The organism is Mameliella sp. CS4, from assembly GCF_019392335.1.
Classification (GTDB): Bacteria; Pseudomonadota; Alphaproteobacteria; order Rhodobacterales; family Rhodobacteraceae; genus Antarctobacter.
Genome location: NZ_JAHXRQ010000002.1, coordinates 1 through 18,642 on the forward strand (window position 1 = coordinate 1; position 18,642 = coordinate 18,642).

16 protein-coding genes and 1 pseudogene are annotated in these 18,642 nt (G+C 65.6%); 10 read left to right on the forward strand and 7 right to left on the reverse strand.

Translation table 11 applies throughout. The features are described 5' to 3' along the window. Positions 1 to 148: pseudogene (gene glyA / locus KZZ07_RS03280) on the reverse strand (serine hydroxymethyltransferase); the annotation flags it as partial. A gap of 173 nt (positions 149 to 321) precedes the next feature. Here glyA and KZZ07_RS03285 point away from each other — a divergent pair. Then, the gene (locus tag KZZ07_RS03285) at positions 322 to 1,083 is read left to right on the forward strand and encodes an NAD kinase (protein ID WP_219512266.1); all 762 of its coding nucleotides are present in this window, start codon (positions 322 to 324) and stop codon (positions 1,081 to 1,083) included. 21 nt (positions 1,084 to 1,104) lie between these two features. Here KZZ07_RS03285 and KZZ07_RS03290 read toward each other — a convergent pair whose 3' ends face one another. Further along, entirely contained in the window at positions 1,105 to 2,019 is a 915-nt protein-coding gene (locus KZZ07_RS03290; RefSeq protein WP_219512267.1) for a hypothetical protein, read from the reverse strand. A gap of 321 nt (positions 2,020 to 2,340) precedes the next feature. Between KZZ07_RS03290 and prpE the strand changes: the two genes are divergently transcribed. Further along, complete coding sequence (gene prpE, locus KZZ07_RS03295) at positions 2,341 to 4,233, forward strand: propionate-CoA ligase PrpE (RefSeq protein WP_219512268.1); 1,893 nt, start codon at positions 2,341 to 2,343, stop codon at positions 4,231 to 4,233. 261 nt (positions 4,234 to 4,494) lie between these two features. Here the strand turns inward: prpE and KZZ07_RS03300 are convergent, their stop codons facing one another. After that, positions 4,495 to 6,774 carry an NADP-dependent malic enzyme gene (locus tag KZZ07_RS03300; RefSeq protein ID WP_219512269.1) on the reverse strand — a complete coding sequence of 760 codons (2,280 nt, stop codon included), beginning with the start codon at positions 6,772 to 6,774 and terminating at the stop codon, positions 4,495 to 4,497. Positions 6,775 to 6,992: 218 nt separating this feature from the next. Here KZZ07_RS03300 and KZZ07_RS03305 point away from each other — a divergent pair, with 218 nt between their 5' ends. The 6 genes from KZZ07_RS03305 (at position 6,993) to KZZ07_RS03330 (ending at position 12,940) form a co-directional block, all read left to right on the forward strand. Next, entirely contained in the window at positions 6,993 to 7,385 is a 393-nt protein-coding gene (locus tag KZZ07_RS03305) for a cytidine deaminase (protein WP_219512270.1), read from the forward strand. Continuing rightward, a complete protein-coding gene (locus KZZ07_RS03310; RefSeq protein ID WP_219512271.1) occupies positions 7,385 to 8,677 on the forward strand; it encodes a thymidine phosphorylase in 1,293 nt (430 codons plus the stop codon). Before KZZ07_RS03305 ends, KZZ07_RS03310 begins: the two co-directional genes overlap by 1 nt. Next, complete coding sequence (locus KZZ07_RS03315) at positions 8,674 to 9,879, forward strand: phosphopentomutase (protein WP_219512753.1); 1,206 nt, start codon at positions 8,674 to 8,676, stop codon at positions 9,877 to 9,879. Before KZZ07_RS03310 ends, KZZ07_RS03315 begins: the two co-directional genes overlap by 4 nt. Further along, positions 9,876 to 10,907, forward strand: coding sequence for an adenosine deaminase (locus tag KZZ07_RS03320; protein WP_300534332.1), 1,032 nt, complete (start codon positions 9,876 to 9,878; stop codon positions 10,905 to 10,907). Before KZZ07_RS03315 ends, KZZ07_RS03320 begins: the two co-directional genes overlap by 4 nt. Further along, complete coding sequence (gene upp / locus KZZ07_RS03325; RefSeq protein WP_043135834.1) at positions 10,904 to 11,536, forward strand: uracil phosphoribosyltransferase; 633 nt, start codon at positions 10,904 to 10,906, stop codon at positions 11,534 to 11,536. Before KZZ07_RS03320 ends, upp begins: the two co-directional genes overlap by 4 nt. 186 nt (positions 11,537 to 11,722) lie before the next feature. Further along, complete coding sequence (locus KZZ07_RS03330) at positions 11,723 to 12,940, forward strand: SPOR domain-containing protein (RefSeq protein ID WP_219512273.1); 1,218 nt, start codon at positions 11,723 to 11,725, stop codon at positions 12,938 to 12,940. 70 nt (positions 12,941 to 13,010) lie between these two features. Here the strand turns inward: KZZ07_RS03330 and KZZ07_RS03335 are convergent, their stop codons facing one another. Together KZZ07_RS03335 and KZZ07_RS03340 are read right to left on the reverse strand one after the other, a co-directional pair. Then, the gene (locus tag KZZ07_RS03335; RefSeq protein WP_219512274.1) at positions 13,011 to 14,027 is read right to left on the reverse strand and encodes a hypothetical protein; all 1,017 of its coding nucleotides are present in this window, start codon (positions 14,025 to 14,027) and stop codon (positions 13,011 to 13,013) included. Between the two features lie 131 nt (positions 14,028 to 14,158). Beyond that, positions 14,159 to 15,787 (reverse strand): AMP-binding protein, encoded by a 1,629-nt coding sequence (locus tag KZZ07_RS03340; protein ID WP_219512276.1) that lies wholly within the window; start codon positions 15,785 to 15,787, stop codon positions 14,159 to 14,161. Between the two features lie 155 nt (positions 15,788 to 15,942). Here KZZ07_RS03340 and KZZ07_RS03345 point away from each other — a divergent pair, with 155 nt between their 5' ends. After that, positions 15,943 to 16,602 (forward strand): sulfotransferase family 2 domain-containing protein, encoded by a 660-nt coding sequence (locus KZZ07_RS03345; RefSeq protein WP_219512277.1) that lies wholly within the window; start codon positions 15,943 to 15,945, stop codon positions 16,600 to 16,602. Positions 16,603 to 16,614: 12 nt separating this feature from the next. On the opposite strand, the gene KZZ07_RS03350 is transcribed toward KZZ07_RS03345, so the two are convergent. Beyond that, positions 16,615 to 16,959, reverse strand: coding sequence for an SH3 domain-containing protein (locus tag KZZ07_RS03350; RefSeq protein WP_219512278.1), 345 nt, complete (start codon positions 16,957 to 16,959; stop codon positions 16,615 to 16,617). 102 nt (positions 16,960 to 17,061) lie between these two features. Continuing rightward, positions 17,062 to 17,697 (reverse strand): ribonuclease T2 family protein, encoded by a 636-nt coding sequence (locus KZZ07_RS03355; protein ID WP_219512279.1) that lies wholly within the window; start codon positions 17,695 to 17,697, stop codon positions 17,062 to 17,064. Positions 17,698 to 17,853: 156 nt separating this feature from the next. Between KZZ07_RS03355 and KZZ07_RS03360 the strand changes: the two genes are divergently transcribed. Next, positions 17,854 to 18,624, forward strand: a complete 771-nt coding sequence (locus tag KZZ07_RS03360) for a DUF1013 domain-containing protein (RefSeq protein ID WP_219512280.1) — start codon at positions 17,854 to 17,856, stop codon at positions 18,622 to 18,624. Positions 18,625 to 18,642: the final 18 nt, after the last annotated feature.

The following is an 18,642-nucleotide window of genomic DNA, read 5'->3' on the forward strand; positions in this document are numbered from 1 at the left end:
CCGCCCGCGAGACGATGTTCTCGGAGGCGATCAGCTCGATCTCGTCGCGCTGCCGGCCAAGCTCGCCGGTGATCGAGGCAAAGAGCTCTGGGTCGCGGGAGGCGAGCGACTCGGTGAAGAAACCGTCGTCGCGATGGGGGGCGTTCATGGCGCTGCTCCTTTGGATTCGAATTGCGGGGTTTCGTATCGGAAACCGCGGCTGACTCAAAGTAGGTAAAGCGACGCGCTGCGACATACCAGCGGCATGGAGGCCCGGGCACTGGTCCCTGCCGGAAGTTTGTGCTTCCATCCGCCCCGGATGGAGACGACAGGAAACCCCCGATGAGCTTAAGGATCGCCTTTTGTGCGTCCAACGCACCGATCGCGCAATCGGCGCGCGCCGGTCTGACGCGGCGTTACGGCGACCATGCCGAACGTGGCGCCGATGTGATCGTCGCCCTGGGCGGGGACGGTTTCATGCTGCACACGTTGCACCGGACACAGGAATTGGCGGTTCCGGTCTACGGTATGAACCGGGGCACTGTGGGGTTCCTGATGAACGAATATTCCGAACACGGGCTGGTTGAACGGCTGAAATCAGCCGAAGAGGCGGTGATCAACCCGCTGGCCATGCGCGCGACCTGCACCGACGGCGAGGAACACGAGGCGCTGGCGATCAACGAGGTCTCGCTGCACCGTTCGGGCAGCCAGGCGGCGCGGCTGCGGATCAGCGTCGACGGCCAGGTGCGTATGGCGGAACTGGTCTGCGATGGCGCGCTGGTGTCGACGCCGGCCGGATCGACGGCCTACAACTACTCGGCCCACGGGCCGATCCTGCCGATCGGGGCGGATGTGCTGGCCCTGACCCCGGTGGCGGCCTTTCGCCCCCGGCGCTGGCGCGGCGCGCTGCTGCCCAAGGCGGCAGAGGTCAGTTTCGAAGTGCTGGAGGCCGAGAAACGCCCGGTCATGGCCGAGGCGGACGGAGCGGAGGTGCGCGACGTTCTGGCGGTGCAAATCCGCTCGGAACCCGGGGTGGCGCACCGGGTGCTGTTCGACCCGGGGCACGGGTTGGAGGAACGGCTGATCCGCGAGCAGTTCGTCTGAGGGCGCCCCCCTCTAGGCGCCTCAGGGTTGCTGTTCCTTGAGCTCGAACTCGTCGAGTTCATAGCGCTTGCCGCAGGGGCCGGCCTCGTCCCCGTCACCGCATTGCGATCCCTTGAAGATCAGGGTCAGGACGCCGGGCTGTCCGGTGATGGCCGCATCCTGGATCGCGTTCAGGAACACGCGGCGATAGCGGCCGTCCTCCATCCCCAGCCAGAAGGACGTCAGGCAGCCGGCAGGGCCGCAGACCATGTCCGTCGTGCTGTCGCAAAGCATCGCTCCGTGGTTGATCCGCAGGTCCATCGGCTGCTTGCCGTCAATGTCGATCTGCTGCGAGAAACCATCGCTGACGCTCAGCTGACCATCCAGAACCGTGCACGCCTCGCGCATGTCACCCAGGATCTGCGCCGCAGGATCGGCCAGGGTGCGCCGTTCCAGCTCGCGCTGGTCGAAATCCGGCAGCGGGCAGTACTTCTGGACTTCGGTGATCGCCGCGTTCGACCCGATCAGGGTGAACCGGTGAATGACCGGTGCGCTGTCGGCGTTGTCCCAGACATGCAGTTGCGCTCGTATGCCGGCCTTGAGCCGGTTGATGCCGCGCAGGTGCGTTTCTTCCAGCGGGGCGTGGAAGCTTTCCAGTCCGCTGTGGCTGAAATCAAGCGACCCGGCCAGTTGGGACCCGACGAAAAGAAGACTGTCCAGGCGCGGCGCGGCCACCATGCCGGGCATGTTCTGTGTTGTCAGACGGTAGGCCAGGGGCTCTCCGGTTGAGCACCCAAGTTCAAAGCAGATCACTTCGTCGTTGCCATTGCAGACGCGGGCGGTGTGAACGGTTGCCTCTTCGCCGCCGACAAACTCCCAGTTGGCCCAGGCGGCACCGGTCCAGGCGCAGAGGCCGGCAATGGCCAGGATCAGTGCCTTGAAGGCCTTGCTTTGCATGAAGAATCTCCTTTCGCGACGTCAGGGGATGAGTCCATGCCCCGACCGGCAGGTCAAGTCACCCTTCAGATCACTTCTGCGCAAGCGGCACCCGCGCCATAGTTCGACCGGAGCGGGCGGGCACGGGGGTGAGTCGCTATTCAACTTTGCAAAATTGAACAATCATTAAAGATCACAGCAAGTATTTCGGTGGTTTGCAAATATTTGCAGGAAAAATTCGCAAACCTTCTGCGATAATCTGTCCTGACCGCCGGTAACAGACTTGCCCGTTTGGCGGTGCAGCGCCTAAGCGGATTGTCAGGGAAAAGAGGAGGCACTCTCATGGGCTATCAAGACGTATATGACGGCGCGCAGGCCGATCCGGAAGGCTTCTGGATGTCGGCGGCCGAGGCGATCGACTGGGAGAAGAAACCTTCGAAGGCCCTCTTTGACCGGGGCGATCACATGTACGAGTGGTTTGCCGACGGGATGGTCAACACCTGCTGGAACGCGGTGGACCGGCATGTCGAGGCGGGGCGTGGCGAACAGACCGCCATCATCTACGACAGCCCGATCACCCATACCAAGCGCGAGATTTCCTACGTCGAGCTGCGCAACCGCGTGGCCAACCTGGCGGGCGCGCTGCGCGCCAAGGGCGTGGAAAAGGGTGACCGCGTCATCATCTACATGCCGATGATCCCCGAGGCGCTGGAGGCCATGCTGGCCTGCGCGCGCCTGGGGGCTGTGCATTCGGTCGTCTTTGGCGGTTTTGCCGCGAACGAGCTGGCGGTGCGGATCGACGATGCCCAGCCCAAGTGCATCATCGCTGCCTCCTGCGGGATGGAGCCGGGCCGTGTCGTCCACTACAAGCCGCTTCTGGACGGGGCCATAGACCAGGCAAATCACAAACCCGAGTTCTGCGTGATCTTCCAGCGCGAGCAGGAAGTGGCGCACCTGGAAGAGGGGCGCGACTACAACTGGCACGGGTTCCAGTACGGCGTCGAGCCGGCGGACTGCGAGCCGGTCGAGGGCAACCACCCGGCCTATATCCTCTATACCTCGGGCACCACCGGCCAGCCCAAGGGGGTCGTGCGCCCGACTGGCGGACACCTGGTTGCGCTGAACTGGAGCATGAAGAACCTCTACAACGTCGATCCCGGCGACGTGTTCTGGGCGGCCTCGGACGTGGGCTGGGTCGTGGGCCATTCCTATATCTGCTACGGGCCGCTGATCCACGGCAACACCACCATCGTCTTCGAGGGCAAGCCCGTGGGCACCCCCGATGCGGGGACGTTCTGGCGCGTGATTTCCGAGCATAAGGTCAAGTCGTTCTTTACCGCGCCCACCGCCTTCCGCGCGGTGAAACGCGAGGACCCCAAGGGCGAATTCGTCGGCAAGTACGACCTGAGCGGCCTGAATGCGGTCTACCTCGCGGGCGAACGCGCCGATCCGGACACGATTCAATGGGCGCAGAACCAGCTGAAGGTGCCGGTGATCGACCACTGGTGGCAGACCGAGACCGGCTGGTGCATCGCGGGCAACCCGCTGGGCATCGAGGAGCTGCCGACCAAGCTGGGGTCTCCGGCGAAGCCGATGCCGGGCTACGATATCCAGATCCTGGATGAGGGCGGCCACCCGCTGCCGCAGGGCGAACTGGGCGCCATCGCGGTCAAGCTGCCGCTGCCGCCGGGCACCCTGCCGACGCTGTGGAATGCCGAGGCGCGGTTCAAGAAGAGCTATCTGGAGCATTTCCCCGGCTACTACGAGACCGGCGATGCGGGGATGATCGACGAGGACGGCTACGTCTATATCATGGCGCGCACCGATGACGTCATCAACGTGGCCGGTCACCGCCTGTCGACGGGTGGAATGGAAGAAGTTCTGGCCAGCCATCCGGACGTGGCCGAATGCGCCGTGATCGGCGTGACCGACCAGCTGAAGGGCCAATTGCCGCTGGGCTTTCTCTGTCTGTCGTCGGGGGTGAACCGCCCGCACGAAGAGATCGTGGCGGAGAGCGTCAAGCTGGTGCGGGACAAGATCGGGCCGGTCGCCGCCTTCAAGCTGGCCTGCGTGGTGGACCGTCTGCCCAAGACCCGGTCGGGCAAGATCCTGCGCGGCACGATGGTTTCGATCGCTGACGGCAAGGCGTTCAAGATGCCCGCCACGATCGACGATCCGGCGATCCTGGATGAGATCAAGGAAGCGCTGCAGGGGCTGGGTTACGCCAAGGACTGAGCCCGTCTGGCCGAAGAGAGTGTCGCCGCCTTCGGCGGCGATCCGCGGGGGGCGTTGCCCCCCGCTTTGCATTGTGGGGCTGCGCCCCGCAGGGTTTCCGGTGGGGGCTTTGCCCCCGCGTCTTCGACGCTCCCCCAGAGGTATTTGACGCCCAAAGAAACACGGGGTCGGGGGTGCAAACTGCGGGCGGTCCGTGAGTTTGCCGTGGAAGACAGGACGCCCGCCACAGGGAGCGACGGGCGTCCTGTCGTCTTGGCGAGGTCAGCTGTAGTGGTCGACCGGCGTGCCGGCGATGGCGGCCATGTTCAACAGGCCGCGCGCGGTGATCGAAGGCGTGACGATATGGGCGCGGTTGCCCATGCCCATCAGGATCGGGCCGACCTCGAGCCCGCCGCCTTTCATCTTGAGGATGTTGCGCGTGGCCGAGGCCGCGTCCGCGTGCCCGAAGATCAACACGTTGGCCGCGCCCTGCATCCGGTTGCCGGGGAAGAGGCGCGCGCGCAAATCGGGGTCGAGCGCGGCATCGACGTTCATCTCGCCCTCGTAGCAGAAGTCACAGCCGCGATCGTCGAGGATCTCCAGCGCGGCGCGCAGCCGCTGGCCCGAGCCTTCGGACTGGTTGCCGAACTGCGATTGCGAGCAGAAGGCGATATTGGGTTCGATGCCGAAGCGGCGGACGTGGCGTGCGGCGCCGACGGCGCTTTGCGCGATTTCCTCGGGCGTCGGCAACAGCCGAACATGGGTGTCGGCGATGAAGAGCGGCCCGTCTTCGAGGATCATCAGCGAGAGCGCCCCATGCGGGTGCAGCTTGGCCGAGCCAAGGATCTGGCGGATGTAGTTCAGGTGCCAACGGTATTCGCCGAAGGTGCCGCAGATCAGGCTGTCGGCCTCGTTGCGCTGTACCATGATGGCGCCGATGGCGGTGGTGTTGGTGCGCATGATCGCGCGGGCGAGGTCGGGCGTGACGCCGCGCCGGGCCATGATCTGGTGGTAGGTTTCCCAGTAGTCGCGATAGCGCGGATCGTTTTCCGGGTTCACGATGTTGAAATCTCGGTCGGGGCGGATTTCCAGCCCCATGCGCTCGCAGCGGGTCTCAATCACCTCGGGACGGCCGATCAGGATCGGCGTCTCGGTTGTTTCTTCCAGAATGGCCTGGGCGGCGCGCAGAACGCGCTCGTCCTCGCCTTCGGCAAAGACGATGCGGCGGCTGGCGGTGGCGGCGGCCTGGAAGACCGGCCGCATCAGCAGGGCGGATTTGTAGACCGAGGCATCGAGCCGCTGCTTGTAGGCCTCGATGTCCTCGAGCGGGCGCTGCGCGACACCGCTTTCCATCGCCGCGCGGGCCACGGCGGTCGACACGACACCGGACAGGCGCGGGTCGAAGGGTTTGGGGATCAGGTAGTCGGCGCCGAAGGTCAGCTGTTCGCCCCGGTAGGCGGCGGCGGCCTCCGCCGATGTCGTGGCCCGGGCGAGCGCCGCGATGCCCTCGACACAGGCGACCTGCATGGCATCGTTGATCTCTGTCGCACCCACGTCCAGCGCGCCGCGGAAGATGAAGGGGAAACACAGGACGTTGTTGACCTGGTTGGGGAAATCGCTGCGCCCGGTAGCGATGATCGCGTCCGGTGCCGCCTCGCGCGCGAGGTCGGGCATGATCTCGGGCGTGGGGTTCGCAAGGGCAAAGATGATCGGGCGCGGGGACATGCGCTTGACCAGTTCGGGTTTCAGAACGCCGGGCCCGGAGAGGCCGAGGAAGAGGTCGGCGCCGTCGATCACCTCGTCCAGCGTGCGCTTGTCGGACGCCTGGGCAAAGGCGGCCTTTTGCGGGTTCATGTCTTCTGCCCGGCCTTCGTAGACCAGTCCGTGAATGTCGCAGAGCCAGACGTTCTCGCGCTTGACGCCCAGTTTCAGCAGCATGTTCAGGCAGGCGATGCCCGCAGCACCACCCCCGGTCGAGACGACCTTGATATCGCCCCAGGCCTTGCCCGCGACGTGCAGGGCGTTGGTGGCAGCGGCGCCGACGACGATGGCCGTGCCATGCTGGTCATCGTGGAAGACGGGGATGTTCATCCGCTCGCGGCAGATTTTTTCGACGATGAAACAGTCGGGGGCCTTGATGTCTTCGAGGTTGATGGCGCCGAAGGTCGGTTCCAGCGCGCAGACGATCTCGGCCAGCTTCTCTGGGTCGGGTTCGTTCACCTCGATGTCGAAACAGTCGATGTCGGCGAATTTCTTGAACAGGACGGCCTTGCCTTCCATCACCGGCTTAGAGGCCAGCGCGCCGATGTTGCCCAACCCCAGCACGGCGGTGCCGTTGGTGACCACGGCCACGAGGTTGCCGCGGATGGTGTAGCGGGCGGCGGCGCTTTCGTCGGCCTTGATCTCCATGCAGGCCTCGGCGACGCCGGGGGAATAGGCGCGGCTAAGGTCGCGGCCATTGGCCAAGGGTTTGGTCGCGCGGACCTCGAGTTTCCCGGGCTTGGGGTTCTCGTGGTAGAACAGGGCCGCCTGGCGCATGGTTTCGTTGCTGGTTTCAGTCATGGGCAGGCCTTTCGGACAGAGGTAGTTCAACGGTAAACAATCGTGAACTCCGGGTGAAGACTCGTCTTTGGCGGTACAGTTTTCGGCTATTGTTGTAAATCACGAGAGAGGCCCGGGGCCGGGGTCGGCGGATTTTCTGTCCCGGGCGACCCGGCGTTCACGCTTGCAATCGGGGCGCGCCAGTTTCACGATGAAAGCCCCGAAGTCCCGGAGGTTCCATGTCCCTTGCCGATGCGGCCCGCGCCGTTCGCGAAAACGCCTACACGCCCTATTCCAATTTCAAGGTAGGGGCGGCGCTGCGCACGCCCTCGGGCGCCGTCTATGTCGGATGCAATGTCGAGAACGTCGCCTATCCCGAAGGCACCTGCGCCGAGGCAGGGGCCATCGCGGCGATGGTGGCGGCGGGCGAGACCGAGATCGCCGAGGCCTATGTCATCGCCGATAGCGCACATCCGGTGCCGCCCTGTGGCGGCTGCCGACAGAAATTGTTCGAATTTGCCAAGGGGCATACCCCGGTGACACTGGCCACGCTGGACGGGGTCGAGGAGAAGGTGACCGTGGCGGATCTGCTGCCCGGCGCCTTTGCCAACGACCACATGGACCGCGCGTGATGGACGCAAGGCGGGTCATTGCCGAGCTGCGTCGGGGCGAGGACCCGTCACCGCGCGACCTGGCCTGGTTCGCGCAGGGCCTGGCCGATGGCACGGTCAGCGCGGCCCAGGGCGGGGCCTTCGCGATGGGGGTTTGCCTGCGCGGCCTGTCCGAGGCCGGGCGCGTGGCCCTGACGCTGGCGATGCGGGATTCGGGCCATGTGCTGGACTGGGATCTGGACGCGCCGGTGGTGGACAAACATTCGACCGGCGGCGTGGGCGATTGCGTCTCGCTGGTGCTTGCGCCCGCTCTGGCCGCTTGCGGGGTCTATGTGCCGATGATTTCCGGCCGGGGGCTGGGCCATACCGGTGGCACGCTGGACAAGCTGGAGGCGATCCCGGGCTATTCGGTCGGCGTGGACGAGGCCATGTTGCGGCACGTGGTGGGGGATGTGGGCTGTGCCATCGTCAGCGCCTCTGCCGATATCGCGCCCGCGGACAAGCGGCTCTATGCGATCCGCGACGTGACGGCGACGGTCGAGAGCCTCGACCTGATCACCGCGTCCATCCTGTCCAAAAAGCTGGCCGCCGGGCTGCAGTCGCTGGTGCTGGACGTCAAGACCGGCTCTGGCGCCTTCATGAAATCGCCGGGAGAGGCGCGGGCGCTGGCCGAGGCGCTGGTGAGCACCGCCAATGCGGCGGGCTGTCCGACAACCGCGCTGATGACGGACATGTCGCAGCCGCTTGCGCCCGCGCTTGGCAACGCGCTGGAGGTCGATGTCTCGATGGCGGTTCTGACCGGAGAGGCGAAGGGGCCGCTTCTGGACCTGAGCGTGGCCTTGGGGGCGGAACTGCTGACCACCGCCGGGATCGAGGGCGGCGAGGAGAAACTGCGCAAGGCGATTGCCAGCGGCGCGGCGGCAGAACGGTTCGGGCGCATGGTCTATGCACTGGGCGGGCCGCTGTCCTTTGTCGAGGATTGGCGGCGCTTCCTGCCCGAGGCGACGGTGATCCTGGAGGTTTCCGCCCCAGCCGACGGTGTGGTGACGGCGATGGACGGCGAGGCTCTGGGTCTTGCCGTGGTCGACCTTGGCGGCGGTCGCCGGGTCGAGACTGACGTGGTTGACCCGGCTGTGGGCCTGTCGGACATGGTGCGCCTGGGCGACAAGGTGCGCCGGGGGCAGCCGCTGTGCCGTGTACACGCGGCGCGTGAGGGACAGGCGGCAGCGGCGGCTCAGGCGGTGTTGGACGCCATCACACTGGGCGAGACCGCCCCCGCCGAGATCCCGCTGGTGCTGGAACGGATAAGCTGATGCGGGCCTTTCTCGTCGTCATGGATTCGGTGGGCATCGGCGGTGCGCCGGATGCCGCCGGCTATTTCAACGACGGCGTGCCGGATACGGGGGCCGATACGTTGGGCCATATCCATGACGCCTGCGCGCGGGGCGCGGCAGAGGAGGGTCGCAGCGGGCCGTTGCACCTGCCGACCCTGGCCGGCCTGGGGCTGTATCATGCCGCCGACCTGGCCTCTGGCGGGCAGCGCGCGGGGGATCAGCCCGTGACGGGCCTCTGGGGGGCGGCCACCGAAGTCTCGAAAGGCAAGGACACGCCCTCGGGGCACTGGGAACTTTCCGGTCTGCCGGTGCCCTGGGACTGGCACTATTTTCCGGACACGGTTCCGGCGTTCCCCGAGGACCTGACGGCGCAGGTTTGCCGACTGGCAGGCACGGAGGGCGTACTGGCCAATTGCCACGGCTCTGGCACCGTGATGCTGGAGGACTACGGCGAAGAGCACATCCGCACCGGCAAACCGATCTGCTACACCTCCGCCGACAGCGTCTTTCAGATCGCCGCGCATGAAGAGCACTTCGGTCTCGACCGCCTGTTGACCCTCTGCGAGGATCTTGCGCCGACCCTGCACGCGATGAAGGTGGGCCGGGTGATCGCGCGCCCCTTTGTCGGGAAGCCCGGGAATTTCACCCGCACCGGCAACCGGCATGACTATGCCATCAAGCCGCCAAAACCGATCCTCACCAACTGGGTGCAGGAGGCGGGACGCCGTGTCCACGCGGTGGGCAAGATCGGCGATATCTTTTCCATGAGCGGCATCGACGAGGTCCGCAAGGGTGACGATGCCAGGCTGATGCGCCACCTGTCGGACCTGGTGGACGAGGCCGAGGACGGCTCGCTCAGTTTTGCCAATTTCGTCGAGTTCGACAGCCTTTACGGCCACAGGCGCATTGTCTCGGGCTATGCGCGGCACCTGGAATGGTTCGACGCTGAACTGGGCCGACTTCTGCCGCGACTGCGTGAGGGCGATCTGCTGCTGATCACTGCTGACCACGGCAACGATCCGACCTGGACCGGCACGGACCACACGCGCGAACGGGTGCCGGTGCTGATCGCGGGGCGGGGTGCCGGGACAATCGGACAGGTGGGATTTGCGGATGTGGCCGCCAGCCTGGCCGCGCATCTGAATGTACCGGCGCAAGGGCCGGGAAGGAGTTTCCTGTGACAGAAGACGAGCGTCGCCCGATCACGGACGAGGAACAGCTGGATCGCATCGCGCGCCTGCCCAAGGTCGAACTGCACCTGCATTTCGAAGGTGGCGCGCCGCCGGGCTTCATCCGTGGATTGGCCAAGCAGAAGAAGATCGACATCGCGCGGATCTTTAACGAGGACGGGTCGTACGCCTACCGCGATTTCTGGCACTTCCTAGAGGTTTACGAGGCGGCGACCTCTGTCGTGAAGACGCCCGAGGATTTCGCCCGCCTCTGCACCGCCGTGCTGGAGGAAAGCGCCAAGAACGGCGTCGTCTATTCGGAAACCTTCCTCAGCCCGGATTTCTGTGGCGGTGGCGATGTCGGGGCCTGGCGCGAATATCTGCATGCCATCCGAGAGGCGGCCGAGGCGGCAGAGCGCGACATGGGCGTGACCCTGCGCGGGGTCGTCACCTGCATCCGCCATTTCGGCCCGGAAAAAGCCAAGCGCGCCGCGCTTTGTGCGGCGGAAACCGCCGATGACTGGCTGGTGGGCTTTGGTATGGCGGGGGATGAGAAACAGGGAAAGCAACGCGACTTTGCCTACAGTTTCGACATGGCGCGCGAGGCTGGATTGCGGCTGACCAGCCACGCGGGCGAATGGAACGGCCCGCAAGAGGTGCGCGAGGCGGTCGAGGATCTGCGCGTGGAACGTATCGGCCACGGGGTGCGCGCCGCGCCCGACCTGGCGGTGGTCGACATGCTGGCCGAACGGGAAATCACGCTGGAGGTCTGTCCGGGGTCCAACGTTTTCCTGGGGGTCTATCCCTCGCTTGGAAAGCATCCGATCGACATGCTGCGCAAACGGGGGGTGAAGGTCAGTGTTTCCACCGACGACCCGCCCTTCTTTCACACCACCATGCGGAAAGAATACCTTGGCCTTGCGCGCGCTTTCGGTTGGGACGAAGAGGTATTCGCAGAGATCAACCGCACCGCCCTTGATGCCGCCTTCTGCGACGCGGCCACGAAAGAGGCGGTCCTCAAGAAACTGGAGCAGGCATGAGCGAGACCCTTACGATCGTCAAACACCCGCTGGTTCAGCACAAGCTGACCCTGATGCGCGAAAAGGATACCTCGACCGCCAGTTTCCGGCGGCTGTTGCGGGAAATCAGCCTTCTGCTGGCCTATGAGATCACCCGCGACCTGCCGCTGTCGGAACGGCGCATCGAGACGCCTCTGTGCGAGATGGACGCGCCGGTGATCGAGGGCAAGAAGCTGGCCCTCATTTCGATCCTGCGGGCGGGCAACGGTCTGCTGGATGGCATCCTGGAGCTGGTTCCTGCGGCGCGGGTCGGTTTTGTCGGGCTGTACCGTGACGAGGAAACCCTGCAGCCGGTCCAGTATTACAACAAGCTGCCGACGCAGATGAATTCCCGCCTTGCGATTGTGGTGGACCCGATGCTGGCCACCGGCAATTCCTCGGCCGCTGCCGTCGATCTGGTGAAACAGGCGGGTGCGACCGACATCCGCTTTCTCTGCCTGCTGGCGGCGCCCGAAGGCGTGCAACGCATGGCAGAGGCGCATCCGGACGTGCCGGTCGTGACCGCTGCGCTGGACGAGCGGCTGAACGAAAAGGGCTATATCGTTCCGGGGCTGGGCGACGCGGGAGACCGGATGTTCGGCACCAAATAGGGTGACACGCGGTGGGGCGGGCGCAACCCTTGGGACGGGCGTTCCGCCAGCCATGACAATCCCCGGGAAATCCTTCCCTTGTCGGCAGCCTTTGCTGTGGACAACTCTGGCAGACCAAGGTTTTCAAGGCTTTACAGGTCGTGTTTCGGCGCGGTACTCTGTCGGTTATCATCTGTGGGGACAGACATGACCTTGAAAACGCTCTCTTTTATTGCGCTTGCCGTTTCCGGATTCGGAATTTTTTCTCTGCCAGTGGCGGCGCAAACCTCGGCTCGGGACGTTCCGGCCAACTTTCCACCGGCCTCTTATACGGGACGCCAGTTCGTCGACAACAGGGGCTGTGTCTATGTGCGCGCCGGTTATGACGGGGCGGTGACCTGGGTGCCACGGGTCACGCGTCAACGCGAACAGATCTGCGGCCAGACGCCGACCTTCGGGGCGAAAAAGGTGGCCGCACCGGCCCCGCCCGCGCCAAGAACGACCAAGCCGGTCCAGATCACCGCGACACCGCCTGCCACCGCCAAGGCCCCGGTGCGCACCACCACCTCGGCGCCCGCGGTCAAGCCGCGCGCCACCGTGCGCGCCGCCAAACCGGTGACGGCGCAACCGCCGCGCGTTATCCGTCGCGTGCCCAAATCCGCCGCGCCGGTGGCGAAGAAACCCGCGCCGCAGGCGGCCCCGGGCGGTTTTGCCTGTGTGAATGGACAGACCTTCCGCGTCGTGAACGGAATGAAGCTGCGCGCCAGCTGCGGTCCGCAGACGGCCCCCCATGCCACCATCATCCGCCGTGGTGAGGCGCCCGCACCGGGCAAGAACGTCTACTACAACAAGAACAGCTGGGAGGGCAGCAGCCTGACCCTGCCGCCGGAAACGCGCATCGTGCCCAAGCACGTCTTCGAAGAGCAGGACACCCAGGTGGCGCATGTCCCGTCGGGTTATCGCCCCGCGTGGAGCGACGACCGGCTGAATCCCTACCGCGCCTGGCAGACCGTCAAGGGCCACCAGGACACGCAGAAGGTCTGGACCAACACCGTCCCGCGCAAGCTGGTCGTCCAGGCGCGCCGCCACGAGGTCAAGCCGCCGGTCATCGTCGGTCAGGCGAAGTCGCCGCTGCCGCTGACTGCCATTGTCGCCTCCAACGGCCACGCGCCCAAGGCGGCTGGCGAGCCGGAGGTCAAGGTGGGCCGCTGGATCGAGATCGGCGCCTTTACCACGTCGGACAAGGCCCGCCACGCGGCACACCGCCTGCAATCCGCGGGCCTCAGCGTGCGCATGGCAAATGCGTCTCGCAACGGTCAGGACCTGGCGCTCTTGCGGGTCGGGCCCTATGCCTCTTTCGACGAGTTGAAGATGGCGCTGCGCCGGGTTCACGGCACCGGGTATACCCAGGCCTACATCCGCTGACCGTCCCTGCACTGGCCCCATCAGCGCCCGCGTGCCATAGGCGCGCGGGCGGTTTCATGTCGTCCCGGTCTCAGGCGCCGCAGATGCCTTGCAAGCGGACCCAGTCCGCATCGCTCAGAACCTGACGGCTGCCTTCGCCGGCGCGTGGATCGGCCTCGATCAGCGCCAGCGTCCGCTCTCCGGTGATGTCCAGCGCATAGGCAAAGGGCGTGCTGCGGATCTCGGCGCGGTCAAAGGCGGCGATCAGGGGGTCGACCGGCGGCAGCGCGGGGGTGTCGGCCATGAGGTATTCGGCATAGGACGACAGGGCGCCATCGGGCAGGGCGCCCGTGGTCAAGAGCCGCAGGCTCGCCACCAGCCCCGCGTGATCCAGCAACGCGGCCAGCGGATCGGTTTCCGAGGCCCGCACCGCCTCTGCCAGCACAAAACCCGCCGCCACGTCGGGGTCTTCGAAATCCTCGACAACGCTGTGGTTCAACAGGACGATCCCGCCGGGCAGATGCGCACTGACCCGTGCGCCGCCGGGCAGCACCACGATCCTGCCGCGGTTGAGAAGCCGGCTGGCGAGCCGGTCCAGCGGTTGCTGCGCGTCGCGTGTTGTGCAGGGTTTGCCCGCCACCCGCTCGATATGGTGCAACAGGTTGTTACCGATCTCGACCCGCTTGACCGGCGGCACCACGGTCACCGCGTAGCGTTCCAGCGCATCCGGCAGCCAGAAGACCGCCGCCGCCGCGATCGCGGCCAGACTGCCGCCCGTCAGGAGGAACCGCAGCTTGCCGGGGCGCGGGCGGCGCCGGTCTATGGCGCGCAACAACCTGTCGATCCCGTTGATCATCTCGCTCTCCGACGCGGCCAGTTCCAGCGTTTCCTCGGGTGCGTTGTCGGGGTGGTAGATGGCCGGGACGTCCTTGCCGTTGGCCCGGTTGATCGCGCCCAGAGACCAATGCGCCAGCGCGGTGCCATTGATGTCCGAAAGCGTCAGCGTCGCCTCGCCCAGGGACACGATCACCTCGCGCCGCTGCTCGTCCGGCGACGGACGCCAGAGGCCTGTCGCTTCGAGACGGGAAAACTGTTTCAGGGCGGTCATCGGGGCCTGCTCTGCCTCGCGTTTTCGCGACGCTAGCACGGGGCGCGGGGCTGGGCAATCTGGCCCGCGCCGCCGATGGAAAGATCAAATTCCACTATGGCACGGATGGCAGTGGCAAAGTGGGCGCTGGGTCAGCCCAGCGACTTGGCGGCCTCCCTCAGGGCGAATTTCTGGATCTTGCCGGTCGAGGTCTTGGGCAGCTCCTGGAAGACCACGGCCTTGGGCGTCTTGAACCCGGCCAGACGTTCGCGGGCATAGGCGACCAGATCGGCCTCCGTGACCTCGTGGCCGTCCTTCAACTCGACGAAAGCGCAGGGCACTTCGCCCCATTTCTCGTCCGGCTTGGCCACCACGGCGCAGAGCAGCACCGAGTCATGGCCCATCAGAACGCCCTCGACCTCGACAGACGAAATATTCTCGCCGCCCGAGATGATGATGTCCTTGGCCCGGTCGGCGATCTGCAGGTAGTTGTCGGGATGCATCACGGCGATGTCGCCGGAATGGAAATAGCCGCCCGCAAAGCTCTCTGCCGTGGCCTTGGGGTTCTTGTAGTAGCCCTTCATCACGCCGTTGCCGCGGAACTTGATCTCGCCCTTGGTTTCGCCGTCGCGGGTCACATCCGTCCCGGCCTCGTCATGGACGGTGATATCCTCCATGAAGGGCATGGCCACGCCCTGGCGGGCCTTGATGGCGGCGCGGTCGGCGCCTTTTGTCGGTTCCCATTCGGGTTTCCAGGTGCATTCGGTGGCCGGGCCGTAGGTCTCGGTCAGTCCGTAGACCTGGGTCACGTTGAACCCCATCGGCTCGATCTTGGCCAGCGTGGCGGGGGCGGGCGGGGCGCCAGCGGTGAAGACCTCGACGATATGGTCAAAGTCGCGCCGCTCGGACTCGGGGGCATTGATGAGCGTGTTCAACACGATCGGCGCGCCACCGAAATGGGTCGCGCCCTCGTCCGCGATGGCGTCGTAGATCGCCTGGGCGCGGATCTCGCGGCAGCAGACGATGGTGCCTCCCAGCGCGGGCATCATCCAAGTGTGGCACCAGCCGTTGCAATGGAACAGCGGCACGATGGTCAGGTAGACCGGGTGCAGCGTCATTCGCCAGGACAGCACCTGTCCCATCGCGTTCAGATAGGCGCCGCGGTGGTGATAGACCACGCCCTTGGGCCGCCCGGTGGTGCCCGAGGTATAGTTGAGCGCGATGCTCTCCCATTCGTCTGCGGGCATGATCCATTCGAAACCGGGATCGCCGGTTTCCAGGAAGGCCTCGTAGTTGGTGTAATGGCCCTGGGCGTGCACACCGGCGTGGTCGTCGGGCACCTCGACGATCATCGGCGGCTCACCTTCCATGACCTCGGTTGCTTCGGCCAGCACCGGCAGGAACTGGGGATCACACAGCACGACCTTGGCGCCGCCGTGATCGAGGATATAGGCGACGGTGGTCACGTCCAGCCGCGTGTTGATCGCGTTCAGGATGGCGCCGCAGGCAGGCACTCCGAAATGCGCCTCGGCCTGGGCGGGAATGTTGGGCAGCATGGTCGCCACCACGTCGCCGGGGCGGACACCGGATTGCGCCAGGGCAGAGGCCAGCCGCGTAATGCGGTTGATGTACTGGGCATAGGTCTTGCGGTGCGGGCCATAGACCACGGCCAGGTGATCCGGCCAGATCGTGCCCGCGCGGCGCAGGAAGCTCAGCGGGGTCAGGGGAACGAAATTCGCCGTGTTCCTGCCCAGTCCGGTTTCGTCAGCGAGCCAGCCCATGAGATCCTCCGTTGCCAAGTGTCCGGCGGACTATGCGCAAGAAAGTTGCGCAAGAAAAGCCCTGTTCGGAGGAGCATTTCGCCACGGTGATCGTCCGGAACGGGGGCCGTGCAATCGCCTTCCCTCCGGATCGGATCCTGTTCTAACCTGCCACCATGATCCTCTCGCCCGGGCGCCGGTACATCTTTGTCCATATTCCCAAGACCGGCGGCACCTCGATGGCGCTGGCGCTGGAGGCGCGCGCCCATCGCGACGACATCCCCATAGGCGATACCCCCAAGGCACGCAGGAGACGCGCGCGGGCCAAGGCCTTGGCAGAGCGCGCGCGCGGAAGGATCTGGAAACATTCGACGCTGGCCGACCTCGACGGCGCGCTGACTGCGGATGAGATCGCGGGCATGTTCTGTTTCTGCCTTGTCCGCAATCCCTGGGACCGGGTGGTCAGCTATTATCACTGGCTGCGCGAGCAGGGGTTCGACCATCCCGCCGTGACCCTGGCCAAGGCGCAGGATTTCGCGGGCTTCCTGCGCGAGGGACATACGCAGGCCACGCTGCGCGCCTGGCCTTACGCACGGTACATGCGCGATGCCCAGGGACGCGAGCACGGGCATTTCCTGCGTCTGGAGCATCTCGATACCGACATGGCGCCGCTCGCCGCGCATCTTGGGTTCCGGCCCGAGGTGCCGCATGAGAACAGCTCGGACCGACAGCCGGACCATGCCGACTATTACGATGACGAGACCCGCGCCATCGTGGCCGAGGTCTGCGCAGAGGATATCGCGCGCTTTGGCTATCGGTTCGGGGCAGAGAGCTGATCCGGCCCGGAATCAGGGGCAGACACCGCCGATGTTGAGATATTTGCCATAGACCCAGCCGTTCGGGTTGGCCGTGCCCCAGAGCGGGTTCAGGCAGCGGCCCGACATGCATTGCACCTGGTACCAGTTGCCCGAACGGTTCCAGACCGAGATTTCATCGCCGAGGTACAGCTCGCCGATTTGCTGGTAGTTCGAACTGGGGCCGGTGCGCACCGCCAGGAACCCGTTTCCGGTGGCATGGTTGTACTGGCTGATCGGGCGCAGGCCGACGACCCAGCCGGTGCAATCCCCGGCCCGGGCCTGCGGGGCGGCAAAGGCCAACAAGGCCGCAGCCGCAAGGGGCAGAAAACGTGTCATATCATGACCTCCTGTCGCAGGGGCGCGCCGGAGTTGGCGCATGTGAGATCATGCACCGATTCCGGGATGTGTCCTTGACCTGCGTCAGAGAGCGGGGGCGCCCTAGCGGATCGGTTCGAACCGCGCGTCCGTCATCTTGCAGTCGCGCACAACGTCACGGCCGCAGGGCACAGGGTCCAGGTCCTTGGACAGGCAGATACGGACCTCCTGGATGTGGCCGTCCTCGCAGGTGATGGTGATCATGTCCGGTTCTAGCTGGGGGTTGGCCTTGATGAAGGCCTTTTCGACCAGAGAGGCGGGCAGGGTCACGGTCTTGTCCAGCTTGCGAAAGGCCTCGGGGCGGGTGATCCTGCCATAGGCCTCACGCGAGAGGGCATAGTATTGCGGTGCCGAAAGGCCGGAACAGACGCCGTGTTTCTTCCACTGGTGCCAGGCCAGCCCACCGGACCCCATGATATCGGTCATCTCGCCGGTCATCCGGCGCGAGGGCGCGCGTTCCACCGTCGGGCAGAAATCGGGCCAACCACGGTGATACTGCGGCCAGAGCCCGTGCAGCAGCCAGCCGGCGTCGCTCTCGCATTGATCGGCGTCGCGGGCGTCGCCCTCCAGCGCGCACCAGTTCGGGGACCAGCTGAGCGCCATGACGTAATAGTCGAATTCCCCCGCCCGGTCGCCCTCTGCACGCAAACCGGTGCCGATGGACAGGGCGGCCAGCAGCAGAACACTCATCAATCGCATTTTTACTTCCCCTTTGACTGCGAGATCACTATATAGACGCCGAGTTTCCCGACAACGGTAACCCGCTCCGCCCGCCGGAGCCGCCCTTGGCCCCAGACCGGCCTCGGGCCGCGCAGGAGGCATGCCAGCGGGTCCCGCAGACCAAGGAGTATTGAAATGTCCAAGCTGCTGCACCCCAAGGCGACTGCCGTCTGGCTGGTGGACAACACCACCATGACCTTCAAGCAGATCGCCGATTTCACCGGATTCCACGAGCTGGAGATCCAGGGTATCGCCGACGGTGACGTGGCGGCGGGGGTCAAGGGGTTTGACCCGGTCGCCAACAACCAGCTGGAGCAGGATGAGATCGGCAAGGCCGAAAACAACCCGCTGCACAAGCTGAAGCTGAAGCACAACCCGGCGGCCCGGGACGAGGAAAAGCGGCGCGGCCCGCGTTACACCCCGCTGTCCAAGCGGCAGGACCGGCCGAACGCGATTCTCTGGCTGGTGAAATTCCACCCGGAACTGGCCGACAGCCAGATCGCCAAGCTGGTCGGCACCACCAAGCCGACGATCCAGACGATCCGTGAGCGCACCCACTGGAACATCCAGAACATGCAGCCCATCGACCCGGTTGCCCTGGGCCTGTGCAAACAGTCCGAACTGGACGCAGCTGTGGCCAAGGCATCCAAGGACCTGGCCAAGGTCATGACCGACGATGAGCGTCGCAAGCTGGTCTCCACCGAGCAGAGCCTTGAAATGGAGCCGGAACCGCGCCTGCCCTCGGCCATCGAGGGGCTGGAGACTTTCAGCCTGTCCGATCCGCGTGGCGAGGAGGACGACGAGGAAGAAGACCGCAAGAGCGACAGCGACTACCTCGACGCGGACAGCTTCTTCAACCTGCCGGGCGGCGGCAAGGACGAGGACGACGAGGAAGAGGACCGCTGAGGTCCGGCAGGGCGCCGC

Bases quoted from the DNA above. Each gene is read 5' to 3' on its own strand.
- KZZ07_RS03285 (WP_219512266.1), top strand. From the start codon at position 322: ATGAGCTTAAGGATCGCCTTTTGTGCGTCCAACGCACCGATCGCGCAA.
- KZZ07_RS03290 (WP_219512267.1), bottom strand. From the start codon at position 2,019: ATGCAAAGCAAGGCCTTCAAGGCACTGATCCTGGCCATTGCCGGCCTC.
- prpE (WP_219512268.1), top strand. From the start codon at position 2,341: ATGGGCTATCAAGACGTATATGACGGCGCGCAGGCCGATCCGGAAGGC.
- KZZ07_RS03300 (WP_219512269.1), bottom strand. From the start codon at position 6,774: ATGACTGAAACCAGCAACGAAACCATGCGCCAGGCGGCCCTGTTCTAC.
- KZZ07_RS03305 (WP_219512270.1), top strand. From the start codon at position 6,993: ATGTCCCTTGCCGATGCGGCCCGCGCCGTTCGCGAAAACGCCTACACG.
- KZZ07_RS03310 (WP_219512271.1), top strand. From the start codon at position 7,385: ATGGACGCAAGGCGGGTCATTGCCGAGCTGCGTCGGGGCGAGGACCCG.
- upp (WP_043135834.1), top strand. From the start codon at position 10,904: ATGAGCGAGACCCTTACGATCGTCAAACACCCGCTGGTTCAGCACAAG.
- KZZ07_RS03330 (WP_219512273.1), top strand. From the start codon at position 11,723: ATGACCTTGAAAACGCTCTCTTTTATTGCGCTTGCCGTTTCCGGATTC.
- KZZ07_RS03335 (WP_219512274.1), bottom strand. From the start codon at position 14,027: ATGACCGCCCTGAAACAGTTTTCCCGTCTCGAAGCGACAGGCCTCTGG.
- KZZ07_RS03340 (WP_219512276.1), bottom strand. From the start codon at position 15,787: ATGGGCTGGCTCGCTGACGAAACCGGACTGGGCAGGAACACGGCGAAT.
- KZZ07_RS03345 (WP_219512277.1), top strand. From the start codon at position 15,943: ATGATCCTCTCGCCCGGGCGCCGGTACATCTTTGTCCATATTCCCAAG.
- KZZ07_RS03350 (WP_219512278.1), bottom strand. From the start codon at position 16,959: ATGACACGTTTTCTGCCCCTTGCGGCTGCGGCCTTGTTGGCCTTTGCC.
- KZZ07_RS03355 (WP_219512279.1), bottom strand. From the start codon at position 17,697: ATGCGATTGATGAGTGTTCTGCTGCTGGCCGCCCTGTCCATCGGCACC.
- KZZ07_RS03360 (WP_219512280.1), top strand. From the start codon at position 17,854: ATGTCCAAGCTGCTGCACCCCAAGGCGACTGCCGTCTGGCTGGTGGAC.